The 14,720-nt window shown below is 56.9% G+C and carries 12 protein-coding genes; 7 read left to right on the plus strand and 5 right to left on the minus strand.

Features of this window, described 5'->3' with window-relative positions:
* Position 1: 1 nt before the first annotated feature.
* The 5 genes from ACJ8IM_RS15015 to ACJ8IM_RS15035 all read left to right on the plus strand — a co-directional run bounded on the left by ACJ8IM_RS15015 (position 2) and on the right by ACJ8IM_RS15035 (position 7,037).
* Positions 2–1,012, plus strand: a complete 1,011-nt coding sequence (locus ACJ8IM_RS15015; protein WP_308317513.1) for a hypothetical protein — start codon at positions 2–4, stop codon at positions 1,010–1,012.
* A gap of 4 nt (positions 1,013–1,016) precedes the next feature.
* Positions 1,017–1,544, plus strand: a complete 528-nt coding sequence (locus tag ACJ8IM_RS15020) for a tail fiber assembly protein (protein ID WP_308317512.1) — start codon at positions 1,017–1,019, stop codon at positions 1,542–1,544.
* Positions 1,537–3,846 carry a hypothetical protein gene (locus ACJ8IM_RS15025; RefSeq protein WP_308317511.1) on the plus strand — a complete coding sequence of 770 codons (2,310 nt, stop codon included), beginning with the start codon at positions 1,537–1,539 and terminating at the stop codon, positions 3,844–3,846. Before ACJ8IM_RS15020 ends, ACJ8IM_RS15025 begins: the two co-directional genes overlap by 8 nt.
* Before the next feature lies 1 nt (position 3,847).
* Positions 3,848–4,744: a hypothetical protein gene (locus ACJ8IM_RS15030; protein WP_308317510.1), complete on the plus strand. Its 897-nt coding sequence runs from the start codon at positions 3,848–3,850 to the stop codon at positions 4,742–4,744.
* 124 nt (positions 4,745–4,868) lie between these two features.
* A complete protein-coding gene (locus ACJ8IM_RS15035; RefSeq protein ID WP_033649077.1) occupies positions 4,869–7,037 on the plus strand; it encodes a YgiQ family radical SAM protein in 2,169 nt (722 codons plus the stop codon).
* Between the two features lie 63 nt (positions 7,038–7,100).
* Here the strand turns inward: ACJ8IM_RS15035 and ACJ8IM_RS15040 are convergent, their stop codons facing one another.
* From ACJ8IM_RS15040 to yqhD, 3 genes are all read right to left on the minus strand, one after another.
* Positions 7,101–7,706, minus strand: coding sequence for a transglycosylase SLT domain-containing protein (locus tag ACJ8IM_RS15040; RefSeq protein WP_033654834.1), 606 nt, complete (start codon positions 7,704–7,706; stop codon positions 7,101–7,103).
* Between the two features lie 142 nt (positions 7,707–7,848).
* Entirely contained in the window at positions 7,849–8,673 is an 825-nt protein-coding gene (gene dkgA, locus ACJ8IM_RS15045) for a 2,5-didehydrogluconate reductase DkgA (RefSeq protein ID WP_033654835.1), read from the minus strand.
* A gap of 287 nt (positions 8,674–8,960) precedes the next feature.
* Positions 8,961–10,124: an alcohol dehydrogenase gene (gene yqhD / locus ACJ8IM_RS15050; RefSeq protein WP_033654836.1), complete on the minus strand. Its 1,164-nt coding sequence runs from the start codon at positions 10,122–10,124 to the stop codon at positions 8,961–8,963.
* Between the two features lie 226 nt (positions 10,125–10,350).
* Between yqhD and ACJ8IM_RS15055 the strand changes: the two genes are divergently transcribed.
* Positions 10,351–11,238, plus strand: a complete 888-nt coding sequence (locus ACJ8IM_RS15055) for an AraC family transcriptional regulator (protein WP_229601721.1) — start codon at positions 10,351–10,353, stop codon at positions 11,236–11,238.
* Between the two features lie 67 nt (positions 11,239–11,305).
* Here the strand turns inward: ACJ8IM_RS15055 and ACJ8IM_RS15060 are convergent, their stop codons facing one another.
* Positions 11,306–11,968, minus strand: a complete 663-nt coding sequence (locus ACJ8IM_RS15060) for a DedA family protein (RefSeq protein WP_033636044.1) — start codon at positions 11,966–11,968, stop codon at positions 11,306–11,308.
* Between the two features lie 130 nt (positions 11,969–12,098).
* Positions 12,099–13,310, minus strand: coding sequence for a cystathionine beta-lyase (gene metC, locus ACJ8IM_RS15065; RefSeq protein ID WP_033654838.1), 1,212 nt, complete (start codon positions 13,308–13,310; stop codon positions 12,099–12,101).
* Positions 13,311–13,740: 430 nt separating this feature from the next.
* On the opposite strand from metC, the gene exbB reads away from it, so the two are divergent.
* Positions 13,741–14,718, plus strand: coding sequence for a tol-pal system-associated acyl-CoA thioesterase (exbB, locus tag ACJ8IM_RS15070; protein ID WP_080289921.1), 978 nt, complete (start codon positions 13,741–13,743; stop codon positions 14,716–14,718).
* The last annotated feature ends 2 nt before the right edge of the window (positions 14,719–14,720 follow it).

The following is a 14,720-nucleotide window of genomic DNA, read 5'->3' on the forward strand; positions in this document are numbered from 1 at the left end:
CATGCAAACTATTATGCCCCCCATTAATACTGAGGATGGATTGTTTCACGAAGGAAACCCATCACAAGGAACACAAGGCACCATTGTTACTGCTCTACACCTTAACAATCAGCAAGCGGCGACACGTGATATACAGATAGAATTAACGGCAATATTGACTGCAGCTGGAATGCTTCCTGATGGTACTAAGCCTAATCAGGTTTTATTAGCCATCCAAAAGATTTTTACAGGTACAGTTTCTGACAAATATCTCCCACTTACAGGCGGGACATTGACGGGAAGTGCTAAAGCACCTGCTTTTATTGGTCAAGATAGTGGTTTGCGCATTCATAGTGAAGGCAATGCAGCTTTGGTTTTCGCTAATGCTGCAGGTAATGTAGATAAGGCTGCAATTTATTCAGAACCAACAAACGATGGACACCGCTTAGTTTTTAACTCAGGGAGCAGTGCTTCATCTGGCCCTTGTTATATTATTTTTGAGCCAACAGGTAAAACTCTTGTTCCTAACACTATTGTTTGGTCTGCAGCGAATGGAAGTAAAGGCAGTGTAGAGGTTGGCGTATTTGGATCAGGTACACGTATTTCCTATATGCAATGGCATATGTCCACTGCCGGTACATGGGGGATGTACCTTGATCATGACTCGAATAATGGAATTAGTTTTGGCGTCAATGGCCGAATCACAGCAAATGGGATAATTGAAACCACCAGTGAAGTAAACGCAGGTGGTGAGATTACTTGGAATGCCGGTAATTGTCGGGCACATGCGGACGGTAATATATCTGGTTCTATCTGGGGCGGTTATTTACGCGATTGGTTAAGTAACAACACTGTCAGTCGTGTACTTCGCGGTGCTCAGGGTTCGATGACAATGGATGGCGGCTTGGTCGAAGCTCCTGCTGGGTGTGTTTTAACAGGCGGCAATGGAAATGAAGGTAATCAGGTTGGGGTGGCACTGTATCGTCCGTTGCAGATTTGGCGGGGTGGTGGTTGGGTAACAATTGAAGGTTGATGATATGAAATTAGTAAATTTGCAACGTTATATTCCTGACGTGTTATTCAACGGTGATGGCATTCAATATTTTATTGATGCCAATGGTAATGACTGGTTCAAGTCGTTACCTAAATTCACCAAAAAATTCAGCCTGGCGATTGATAATGAAACTGGTGTCATTCGCAGTATCAGCGAGGACACCTCACGCCTTTATCCAGTAGGAATGACCGTTGTTGAAATCGATTCATTGCCAGAAGGATGCGATATTTTTGGTGGTTGGGTGTTTAACAATGGCGATATTGTTCCTCGTGTTATTCCACAAGAAGAAAAAGAGCACGCTGCTAAAAAAACAAAATCATACCTGATTGAACTAGCAACAAAGGCGATGGCACCGTTACAAGACGCCAAAGAGCTTAATATTGCCACAAATGAAGAACTCTCAAAGTTGAATGAGTGGATGTCATATCGTGTTGCTATCAATCGCGTCGATACATCTCAGTTAACCGATATTGAATGGCCAGATGCGCCACAGGATGATTCCAATGGCTAATTTAATTGAAACACCTGGTTGGGAGCAAGGTGTCTATCAGCTTGAACCAGATGATAAAGCTATCGGCGGCAGTGGTGGAGTGGCCAATTATCAAGCTACTCAATTAGCTAATCGCACCCAGTATTTGAGATCTGAAATTGAATCGGTAAAAGACTCAAGAGAATTTACGTTTATAATTTCAGCAACAGACCCCGATGGGACGATCGCTGGTATTTCAGGAACTAAATCTGGTAGCTACTTTCGAGTAGCTCAAGGTCCAGGAAAAGGGTTTAAATATTATTTAAATAACTCCGGTGTGGCGCTTGAAGTTTCTGAGTCTGTTGGCGCAGATGCGTTTAATCAGTTGAATATTAAGCTAGATGATACCGATTTAAAATTAGCTCAAACCAATCTGTTGGCCGATCGTATCGGAATTTATTTCTCAAAAAAAATTCCGTTTTTCATATCATCGACTAAAGATGCCTCCGACATCCCTCTCGCATTAGATGACGAACGTGGGTTGTGGTTAGCGGGATTACAGGCGGCGGTTCAGGATTATGTCAATCAGTTAATTCCTCGGGCTATTGGTGCTTATTATAAAGGATTAACTAATGTCATCACCGATGTTACTGGGAAATACGCACTGCAGTATTTTGATGCTGAAAATGCCGCGCACTTCGCCGGGCTGAGCGAATCACTGCAAGCACATGTAAGCCAGCTAATTCCACGAGGACAGGCTGTTAAATACCGTGACACCGCCCATGTATTTACAGACGAAACCGGTAATGCCGGGTTTGGTCGCATAAATCGACGCGGCGAATGGTTTATCCCTGGCGTTGATGGGCCGCTGCAGGATGCGATCGGGAAAACATCAGCCGATATCAAGATGGTAAACGGCAAGCCCGTCCTGTTCTGGAAAGGGGCGCAGGTATGGAATGATTTCTATGTCACAAGCGCCCGTCCTGTTTCTGATAATGCAGCGCTTTTCACTTTTGAAAAGGACGATGGCACCGGCAGTTCAGGATTGCTGTTCATCCCAAGCATTCGCGAGATACCCGTTACATCAGCATTTATTCTCTGCTACATCTGTTTGGGGCAAAGCCTCGGCGCTGCATTTGATAAACCAGGGCAAAATATTCGAGTTGTCGGCGCTGACCCTCTGCTGCGCGGGCGTTGTCTATCTCCGTCTGGCCGAGCTGATGGCAACAGCGCCCCGGCGAGTCAAACCGACTTAGACCGCATCACTGACATGGGGTACAACATCGACCGGCAGGGACATAACATCCCACTTTCAAATGGCCTGATGTACGAAATGCGTGATGCAGGCATGAATCTTCCGACGATTATTAATGCGCCGTGCAACGCAGGTGGACAGCCGCTGTCTGGGATTTCTAAAGGTACGTTCGCGTACACAAAAAGCCTTGCCATGCTTACTCGCATAACTGAGTTGGCGAAGTCTATCGGCAAATCACTCCGCAATGACTTTATTCTGTTCGAGCACGGAGAAACGGATAACGATAACGGAAATTGCCGCACTCCTGGCAGTTACCTGGCCCTTCTTAACCCTTATTTCGCTGGTTGCCTGACGGACTTTAACAGCATCACTGGTGCGACTATAGGCCCGGCAATCGTTATTGACCAAGTGGGAAGCCGCATCAACACTAAAGCGAATGAGGTTGATGACGAAGGAAATCCAATTGGCGACCCTATCGTAGTGCAGCCGTATTCTGTTACCGCAACCGATCAGCTGACGTATGTGCGTCAGCATTCAAATTCAATTATGTGTGGCACAAAATATTGGCTGAACTGGTTATATAACGACGGCTCGTTATCACACCTTAATCAATATGGGAAAGTGCTCCAGGGCGAGGCTATTGAAAAAGCAGTTTATTGGCACCTGTATGACCCAGTGAAAAAGGGCACATGGAAAGGTGTGCAAATAATTAGCATTACCGTGAATGGTAATGTTGTGGATGCCAAATATTCAGTGCCATACCTACCTCTGGTAATTGATATCGAGTTTCTTGGCGACTGTCCAGGGCGCGGATACGCCTTGGAAGCTGGTAGCGCAAGCGTGCTGTCAGTGGAGGTAGTAGGTGGTGACACTATCCGACTTACGCTGGACAAAGCCCCAGCATCAAATGACTACCTGCTCGTAGGTTTCACCAATACAACACAGGCGAACAACGGCAACACTTACCCACTGGTGTGCGTCCATGATTCATCGCCGTGGGCATCACGTTACATCACAAAAAACGGTAATCCGGTTCCACTCTATAACTGGGCAACCCTCGATCGCATTCCATTAACTGGGGAATTTTAACATGGCAACAGGCATCAATACAGGCGTCGCATTTAATACCAGTCGTTGGGCGCCTATCGATTTAAGGGGGCTTATCTTGAATGCGACGACGCTTTTTAATACCCATAAAGCCCGCATTCTGGCCGATGGCGGTATTATCCCCGACGAAGTGGGCTGTTTGGCGCGTTTCAAATTGCTGGTTGATAACGGCATGTATGAAAATATCGCCGTTTCATTAACGCCGCGATTTGGCCTCAAACTTTCCGGTGACGGTGTTTCTGTACAAAAAATTTATAACCTCTCCGGCCCGGATTTTGTCAGCGTATCTCAAGCCGGAACATGGCTGCCGCAATGGAATTCAGCAACAGGCTCTGTTCGCGTCCAAGTGAATTCATCAGTTGCAGGCTATCTCCAGTCTGCCAGTAATATCACGGTCCAAGTTGGCAATTCATATGTTGTCAGTTGTGTGGGGAAAGACACAGATCCAACTGATGCCGTTGGTCTGACTTTGGGGGCTGTGATTGGCAATTTGCCTATGGCTTACTGCCGAATTCAAAAAACACCAACGCAGGATGAGGCATATCGATATGGCACAAGAGATAGCGCATTTGTTAGTCCAAGCTCGGCGGGTGGCGCAGTCAGCGTATTTAAAACTCCTTATATCGATTATCAGCCGTCTGCCGCATTTTTTGATGTCAGCTCAGGGGTAGTTATGCCGTTTGACAACGGACGCGCAGGAACACCGGCAACGGTAACAACGGGAGCACTTTACGCGATGCGTTCAGCGACACCGGTAATTATCGGAAACCCAGCGTTCACAGGTACGACTATGCAGAACTGCGATGGATCATTCAGAGACTTCACGATCCTTAGTTCAGCGCAATCAGCTGATGCTTTGATTTTGTCACGTCTTTCGTAATTGTATGGCCGGGAAATTGACCCGGCCGACTTTTGCGATATATTTTGCATTGTGCAAATTCCCTCCCCCCCTTCATGCAAAATATATCGCTATTCCATGCAAAATATATCGCCGCCCTACAAGAATGAGCACCACCAGCCTGATCCAACCCGATCGTGAACTGTTTTCCTATAAGCCTTATTGGGCGGAATGTTTTGGCACCGCGCCGTTTTTACCGATGTCGCGAGCAGAGATGGATCAACTGGGCTGGGACAGCTGCGATGTGATCATCATCAGCGGCGACGCCTATGTCGATCACCCGAGCTTTGGCATGGCGATCATCGGCCGCATGCTGGAAGCGCAGGGCTTCCGCGTCGGCATCATCGCGCAGCCGGACTGGAGCAACAAAGAAGACTTCATGCGGTTGGGGAAACCGAACCTGTTCTTCGGCATCACCGCCGGCAACATGGACTCGATGATCAACCGCTATACCGCCGATCGCAAACTGCGCCACGACGATGCCTACACCGCCGGCAACGTCGGCGGCAAGCGCCCGGATCGCGCCACCCTGGTCTACAGCCAGCGCTGTAAAGAAGCCTACAAAGACGTGCCGATCGTGCTGGGCGGCATCGAAGCCAGCCTGCGCCGCATCGCCCACTACGATTACTGGTCGGATACCGTGCGCCGCTCGGTGCTGGTGGATTCCAAGGCCGACATGCTGATCTACGGCAACGGTGAACGCCCGCTGGTGGAAGTGGCGCATCGCCTGGCCGCCGGTGAGAAGATTGGCGACATCCACGATATTCGCAATACCGCCGTAATGCGCAAAGAAGCGCTGCCGGGCTGGAGCGGCGTGGATTCCACCCGCCTCGACAAGCCGGGCCGCATCGAACCTATCCCGAACCCGTACGGCGACGATCTGCCGTGTGCCGACGGCGCCAAGCCGAAAGAGCCGGAAGCCAAGCCTGTCACCGTGCGCGCCGCCAAGCCGAAGCCGTGGGAGAAGACCTACGTGCTGCTGCCGTCCTTCGAGAAAGTGAAGGGCGACAAGGTGCTTTATGCGCACACCTCGCGCATTCTGCACCATGAAACCAACCCGGGCTGCGCCCGTGCGCTGATGCAGAAACACGGCGACCGCTACGTGTGGATCAACCCGCCGGCGATCCCGCTGACCACGCCGGAGATGGACAGCGTCTTCGCGCTGCCTTATCAGCGCGTGCCGCACCCGTCCTACGGCCAGGATCGCATTCCGGCCTATGACATGATCCGTTTCTCGGTGAATATCATGCGCGGCTGCTACGGCGGCTGCTCGTTCTGTTCGATCACCGAGCATGAAGGGCGCATCATCCAGAGCCGTTCGGAAGATTCGATCGTTCGTGAAATCGAAGAGATCCGCGACAAGGTGCCGGGCTTCACCGGCGTGATCTCCGATCTCGGCGGCCCGACCGCCAACATGTATATGCTGCGCTGCACCAACCCGCGCGCCGAGCAGACCTGCCGCCGCGCCTCGTGCGTGTATCCGGAGATCTGCACCTACATGGACACCAACCACGAGCCGACCATCAAGCTGTATCGCCGCGCGCGTTCGCTGGAGGGCATCAAGAAGATCCTGATCGCTTCCGGGGTTCGTTACGATCTGGCGGTGGAAGATCCGCGTTATATCAAGGAGCTGGCGACCCACCACGTCGGCGGCTACCTGAAGATCGCGCCGGAGCACACCGAAGAAGGGCCGCTATCGAAGATGATGAAGCCGGGCATGGGCAGCTACGATCGCTTCAAGCAGCTGTTTGATCACTATTCGAAGCAGGCGGGCAAAGAGCAGTACCTGATCCCGTACTTCATCTCGTCGCACCCGGGCACCCGCGATGAAGACATGGTGAACCTGGCGCTATGGCTGAAGAAGAACCGTTTCCGCCTCGATCAGGTGCAGAACTTCTATCCTTCGCCGATGGCCAACTCCACCACCATGTATTACAGCGGCAAAAACCCGCTGAGCAAGGTGGGGTACAAGAGCGAAGACGTGGTGGTGCCGCGCGGCGATCGCCAGCGCCGCCTGCACAAGGCGCTGCTGCGTTACCACGATCCGGCCAACTGGGCGCTGATCCGCGCCGCGCTGGAAGAGATGGGGCTGAAGCACCTGATCGGCAGCCGCCGCGAGTGTCTGGTGCCGGCGCCGAGCATCGACGAGCAGCGCGAAGCGAAACGCCTGCAGCGCCATACCCGGCCGGCGCTGACCAAACATACCGATATCAATCGGCAGCGCACGCCGTCCAACCGGCCGCCACGCAAACCGATTCGCAAAGCCAAGCCGTAACGGCCACGCCGCGGGCGCAAACAAAAAGGAGAACCCTCGGGTTCTCCTTTTTACTTTTACTCATCACAGCCGATCGTAGGCGGCTTCCACTTTCATCAAATGGCGCGGCGCCTGCGGAGCGGGATGGTATTTGCGCACGTGCCAGTTAAAGGCTTCCGGCGACAGGTTGTTGATCATCGCGATGGCCTGCTGGCGGTTGCTGGAGAAGGTGCGCAGCAGCGCGCCGGTGCCGTTGACGTAGGCGATGATGGTGGCGTAGCGCAGCGTAACGGGATTGGCGATCCCTTTAAGCTGTTGTTTTTGCAAGGTGGCCAGGTAGGCGGCGCCGAGATCGATATTGGTGTCGGGATCCCGCAGATCGTCATCATCCGGGCAACCGCGTTTGCCTTTGTAGCGATAGGCGTCGCAGCCGGCGGTATCGGCTTTCAGCTGCATCAGGCCGATCGCATTGGATCTGCTCACTGCGGCGGGGTTGAAACCGGACTCCACCTGGATCATGGCGGTGATCAGCTTGGCGTCTACGCCGTATTCGCTGGCGGCGTCTTTAATGGCGCTGTCGAAGGCGTGGCGATCGTAGCTGACGCGCTGTTTCTTGCCGGCGCAACCCGCCAGCACCAGCATGATGCAAAGCATGCCCAGCCGTGACCCGTGTGAGAAAGAGAATTTCATGGTGCTCCGTGCTTGTCTGTTTTTTAACGGTATTAACCGGCGGGCGGAGCCTCCGGCGTCGTCATCATAACGTCAGGCGGCGCAAGGGAGCAATGTGCGGAAAGGAAAAGCCCCCTCCGGCGGGAGAGGGCTTGGGGAGGACTTACAGGGTATCCGGATCCGGCCCGAGGCGGTTGCCGATGTCCAGCTTGGCGATCTCGCCCAGTTCGTCCTTATCGAGTTTGAAATCAAACACCTCGAAGTTTTCGCGGATGCGCGACGGCGTGACCGATTTCGGGATCACGATCAGGCCGCTGTCCAAGTGCCAGCGCACCACGATCTGCGCCGGGGTTTTCTCGTATTTTTCGGCCAGCGCCTTGATCAGCGGCTGGTCGAACACCCCTTCACCGCCCTGCGCCAGCGGGCTCCAGGATTCGGTGGCGATGTGGTGCGTGGCGTTCCAGGCGCGCAGCTGGCGCTGTTGCAGCAGCGGGTGCAGCTCTATCTGGTTGACGACCGGCGCCACGTTGGTTTCATCCAGCAGGCGCTGCAGGTGCGGCGTATGGAAGTTGCATACGCCGATGCTTTTCACCAGGCCTTGATCGCGCAGTTTGATCAGTTCGCGCCAGGCGGAGACGTATTGATCCTGCTGCGGGCGCGGCCAGTGGATCAGGTACAGATCCACATAATCCAGCTTGAGTTTTTCCAAACTGGTTTCCAGCGCCGCCAGCGGATCGCCCTGATCGTCGTTCCACAGCTTGGTGGTGATGAACAGGTCGCTGCGCGGCAGCGAGCTGGACTGCAGCGCGGCGCCGACGCCTTCCTCGTTCTTGTAGATCGCGGCGGTGTCGATGGAGCGGTAGCCGATCTCCAGCGCTTTGCTCACCGCGCGGGTGGTCTCTTCAATACTCGCCTGCCAAACGCCGAGACCCAACTGCGGCATCAGATTACCATCGTGGAGTTTGATGATGGGTTGTTGCGTTGTCATGCGCATCTCCTTGTGTACGGATTGCGGCGCCTGCGGCACCGAAACGGCTATAGATAAATTCTAGTTGGCAAAGTGGGCGGTTGCCGGGTTTGCCAGCCTAATTTCAGCGGTGGCGGGAGGGCGATTTTCTCGCCGCTCTCCCTGCGAATGAGCGGTAAGACGGGTGGTGCGAAACGATCGGCGGCGCGCTGAGGCCCCTGACAACGCCCGGTGATCGGCCGGGCGCCGGATGCGGCGAAAAATGGCTGGCGGAGACTAAAGCCTAGCAAAAAATCGCCGTTTTGCGATTAACGCGCCGCTTCATAAATGCGGCGGCTGACGTCCAGGGTGATGTCCTGATGCTCGCCCAGGGCGGTCATGCCGTGCTGATGCAGCTTGTCGAGCAGCGCCGGAATGCTGCTGCCGTCGAGCTGATAATCCGCCATGCGGGTCGGTACGCCCATCTGCTCGAAGAAGGCGCGAGTGGCGGCGATGGCGCCGTCGATGCGGCTGTCTTCGCTGCCTTCGCGCAGGCCCCAAACGCGGTCAGCGTACTGCAGCAGTTTTGCGCGCTTCTGCGCTTTCTTCTCGTGCAGCAGCGCCGGCAGCACGATGGCCAGCGTTTGCGCGTGGTCGAGATCGTGCATGGCGGTCAGCTCGTGGCCCAGCATGTGGGTTGCCCAGTCCTGCGGCACCCCGGCGCCGATCAGGCCGTTCAGCGCCATGGTGGCGCTCCACATCACGTTGGCGCGCACCGCATAGTTTTCCGGTTCGGCCAGCGCGCGCGGGCCGTCTTCCAGCAGGGTCAGCAGCAGGCCTTCGGCGAAGCGATCCTGCACCTTGGCGTCGACCGGGTAGGTCAGATACTGCTCCAGGGTGTGCACGAAGGCGTCGACCACGCCATTGGCGATTTGGCGCGGCGGCAGCGAATAGGTCACCACCGGATCCAGCACGGCGAAGCGCGGCTGCACCAGCGGCGAGAAGAAGTGCTGCTTGTCGCCGCTGCTTTTACGGGTGATCACCGCGCCGCTGTTGGATTCGGAGCCGGTGGCCGGCAGCGTCAGCACGCAGCCCATCGGCACCGCGTCGGCGATGTGGCTGCCGACGGTCTGCAGGATATGCCAGGCGTCGCCGTTGGCGGTATAACGGGCGGCGGCGGCGATGAACTTGGTGCCGTCAACCACCGACCCGCCGCCGACCGCCAGCAGGAAATCGATGTTTTCCGCCTTCACCACCTCGACCGCTTTCATCAGCGTTTCGTAGGTTGGGTTCGGCTCGATGCCGGAGAACTCCCGCACGTCGCGGCCGGCCAGCGCGCTATACACCTGATCCAGCACGCCGTTTTTCTTCACGCTGCCGCCACCGTAGGTGATCAGGATGCGTGCGTCCGCCGGGATCTGGCCGGCCACTTCGGCAATTTGGTCCTTGCCGAACAGGATTTTGGTTGGGGTATGCAGAATGAAGTTTTGCATGGTTGATTTCTCTCTTTCTGTCAGGCGGGCGCCAACGCGGCGCAAAGGTTTCTGGCCCGTATTGTCAGCAACCTGCCGGCAGCGCACAATGCACATTCCTGTTTGGTTCTTGCCTATTTCTACAATCCTCTGTAGGAATGGTGAATTATAAATTATGATTTATGCCGAATCGTTCTGACTGTAAGAGGGTGTTTCCGTGATTGAAATCGATGCGCAGCGCAGCCGCATGGCGCGCCAGGCGATGGCTATCGGCACCGGCAACGGCTACACGCCGTCGCCGGTGCCGCGGGTGAAGATCCTGTATGTCGATCGCCACTGTCCGCGCCAACCGGTGATGTACGAACCGGGGATCGTCATCATCTTTCAGGGGCACAAGGTCGGCTATTGCGGCAGTAAGGTGTTTCAGTACGATCCGCGCAACTACCTGCTGATGACGGTGCCGCTGCCGTTCGAATGCGAAACCTTCGCCAGCCCGGAACTGCCGCTGGTTGGATTGGCGGTCAATATCGATACCCAAATGCTGCAGGATTTGCTGATCGACATCGGCGACGACGACTACCTGATGCAACCGCGGGCGGAGAGCAACGGGGTGAACCTGGCCGAGCTGACGGAAGCGCTGCTGTGCGCCACCGAACGCCTGCTGGACGTGATGGCCAAGCCGCTCGACGCCCGGGTGCTGGGGCCGCAGATCGTGCGCGAGATCCTTTACTACGTGCTGCGCGGCACCTGCGGCGCGTCGCTGCAGGAGTTGGTCAATCGCCATACCCACTTCAGCCAGATCGCCAAGGCGCTGCGGCGCATCGAACATCAGTATGCCGACAACCTCAACGTCGAGCAGTTGGCCGGCGAGGTCAACATGAGCGTCTCGGCGTTCCACCACAATTTCAAAGCGGTGACCAACACCTCGCCGCTGCAGTACGTGAAGTCGTACCGGCTGCATAAGGCGCGCCTGCTGATGGTGCATGACGGCCTGAAGGCCAGCACCGCGGCGATCCGCGTCGGCTACGAGAGCGCGTCGCAGTTCAGCCGTGAATTCAAGCGGCTGTTCGGCATGACGCCGAGCGATGAAGTCGCCCGGCTGCGCGAGGCCAACCCGCTGCTGCTGGAGGGCTGAGCCGCGTTTACCGGGGCAGGGCGATCTTGCCTGGCGCTGGTCGAGAAGGCGCTGTAGCGCGCCGGATTTAGGAAGAGGAAGCGCGCTTTTTGCGCCAGATCACCAGCATGGCGCCCAGCAGGCCGACGAACAGCAGCAGCAGCGGCAGCAGCATCAGGCCGGTCATCACCTGGCTTTCGTAGCGTTTTACCAGAGGGATTTGACTGAAAGCGTAGCCGAGGCCCACCAGCGCACAGACCCAGATCGCCGCGCTCAGCCAGTTGAACACCTGGAAGCGCGAGCTGTTGAGCCCGGAAATGCCGGCCATGGTCGGCAGCAGCGTGCGCACGAAGCCGAGGAAGCGGCCGATCAGCAGCGCCGTCAGCCCGTGGCGGTTGAACAGGTTGTGCGCGCGCTGGTGGTACTGCGCCGGCAGCTGCAGCAGCCAGCTCTTCACCAGGCCGGTGTGGCCCAGCCAGCGGCCCTGGATATAGCTCAGCCAGCAGCCGAGGCCGGCGGCGGCGGTCAGAATCAGCAGGGTGGGGGCAAAGCCCATCACGCCTTTGGCGATCAGCGCGCCCGACAGCAGCAGCAGGCTGTCGCCGGGGAGGAAGGAGGCGGGCAGCAGTCCGTTTTCCAAAAACAGGGTGGTGAAAAGTACGGCGTAAACCACCCAAATTACGCTTGGATCGGCAAGGGCGATAAAGTCCTGTTGCCAAAGCGCATGAATAATCTCTCGTAATACATCCATTTTATGTCCTGTTGCATGCCGGTTGCGCCCGGGGTCACGTTCTCCAGGATGCGGCGGTTACCGTATCTGACAGTTACCCGATTAGTGTACCGCTAATAGCTTAAGCCGACATTAAACAAGGCGAAGAAAATTACCGGAATCCGTCTTGGCGCACGCCGTTGAGGCGATCGAAGCCGGCCGCCAGATCGGCGATCAGGTCTTCGACGTTCTCCAGGCCGATGTGCAGGCGCACCAGCGTGCCGGAGAAATCGACGCCGCCCGCCGGACGGATCGCTTCCAGCTCTTCCGGCTGGTTGGCCAGGATCAGCGACTCGAAGCCGCCCCAGGAGTAGGCCATGCTGAAATGGCTGAAGTTGTCCAGGTAGGCGGCCAGCTGCGCATCATCCAGCCGCTCTTTCAGCACGAAGGAGAACAGCCCGTTGCAGCCGCTGAAGTCGCGGCGGTAGAACTCGTGGCCCTTGCAGCTGGGCAGGGCCGGGTGATTGACCGTCGCCACCTCCGGCCGTGCCGCCAGCCAGTTGGCGACTTCGATGCTGCTGCGCTCGTGCTGCTTCAGGCGCACGCTCAGGGTGCGCAGGCCGCGGCTCGCCATGTAGGCGGTGTCGGCATCCACCATCTGCCCCATCAGGTAGGAGTACTCGCGCAGCCGATCCCAACAGCGCGCGTTGGCGACGGCGGTGCCGAGCATGTAATCGGAATGGCCGATCAGGTATTTGGTGCCGGCCTGAATCGAAATGTCGATATCGAAATCCAGCGCCTTGAACAGCACGCCCGCCGCCCAGGTGTTGTCGATCATGATCACCACCTCCGGCGCCACGGCGCGGATGGCCTGCACCATCGCCGGAATATCCTGCACTTCCAGGGTGATGGAGCCGGGGGATTCCAGGAACACCACGCGGGTATTGGGCTGGATCAGCGTGGCGATATCGGCGCCAATTAATGGATCGAAATAGGTGGTGCTGACGTTCATGCGGCCGAGGATATGGGTGCAGAAATCCTGGGTCGGTTCGTACGCCGAGCCGGTGACCAGCAGGTGATCGCCGGCGCCGACGAACGACAGGATCGCATTGGCTACCGCCGCCGCGCCGCAGGGGTACAGCACGCAGCCGGCGCCGCCCTCCAGCTCCACCATCGCATCCTGCAGCGCGAAGTGGGTCAGGGTGCCGCGTCGGCCGTAAAACAGCTCGCCGTGGGCGCGCTGCGCGGTGGCGTGTTTTTTGGCGGCGACGGAGTCGAAGACCAAAGAAGAGGCGCGTTGCGTGACGGGATTGACGGAGCCCTGGGTGTAGCGCTTGCCGCGGCCGGCGCCGATCAGCGTGGTTTCGATATGTTTTGACGTCATGGTACCTGGCTCACCTCTGGTTGCTCTGCACGTGCCCGTTGCGATAGCCCTTACGTTAACATGAGTTAATATAGCCATCCAGACGTTTTAACTTCCAGATACAGAAACGGCTATAATTGGCTGCCGACTGCGCATTTCTCGCCTCATCCTCCTGCCGAGCGGCGAGAGAGAAGCCCATTCATCGGTCGAGATGCCGTTCGGCAGCGTGGCCTTGTTGCGCCGTTGTGGGGGAAAAGTAACGAAATAACCCCATAAAAGGGGCGTTTGGCGGTGAACGGACGCGGATTGGCGCTTTGCCGCGGGGTTGGCTAAAATTTTCTCGTTTATTTGGTAAATAATAATGAGAACTACTATCAATCCCCGGTTGGTTTGATATGATCGCACGCTGAATTATTCCTTAATTTTGATCGGTAATGGGTGGAGGCACAGCGTGAAAACGGCTGGCAAGAATTTAAATCAAGGATCGTTCGGCCAGGGCCGGGCGCAGTGGGGCAAGGCCTTTGGCCGCAGCCTGATGGCTTCAATGGTGCTGGTCGTGGGGCTGGCCGGCAGCGCGCAGGCGGCGCCGGCGGCCAATCCGGCCGTTACCGAAAGCGTTGCGCCGACCACCGCGCCTGCACCTGCAGCCGCCGCGCCGGAAAGCATCACGCCGGTGAACCCGGCGCCAATGATCCAGCCACCGGAAACCCGCGGCATGGATCTGTCCGTTTGGGGCATGTATCAGCACGCCGACGCGGTGGTGAAAGCGGTAATGATCGGCCTGGTGCTGGCCTCGATCGTGACCTGGACCATTCTGTTCTCCAAAGGCAGTGAATTGCTGCGCGCCAAACGCCGCCTGCGCCGCGAACAGCTGGCGCTGGCCGACGCGCGCTCGCTGGATGAAGCTTCCGAGCTGGCGCAAAACTTCGGCTCGCAGAGCGTCAGCGCTGTCTTACTGAACGACGCGCAAAATGAGCTGGAGCTGTCCGCAGAGTCCAGCGACAACAACGGCATCAAAGAGCGTACCGGCTTCCGCCTCGAGCGCCGCGTGGCGGCCTACAGCCGCAACATGGGCCGCGGCAACGGTTTCCTGGCCACCATCGGCGCCATCTCGCCGTTCGTCGGCCTGTTCGGCACCGTGTGGGGCATCATGAACAGCTTCATCGGCATCGCCCATTCGCAGACCACCAACCTGGCGGTCGTGGCGCCGGGCATCGCGGAAGCGCTGCTGGCGACCGCGCTGGGCCTGGTCGCGGCGATCCCTGCCGTCGTTATCTACAACATCTTTGCCCGCGTCATCAGCGGCCATCGCGCCCAGGTAGGCGACGTGGCGGCGCAGGTCTTGCTGCTGCAGGGCCGCGATCTGGATCTGGCCGCGACGGCGGAAGCCAAGCGCTCACAGCACGCACACCAACTGCGGGCGGGGTGAGT

It is taken from the genome of Serratia sp. CY33525 (assembly GCF_052169115.1).
GTDB lineage: Bacteria > Pseudomonadota > Gammaproteobacteria > Enterobacterales > Enterobacteriaceae > Serratia > Serratia sarumanii.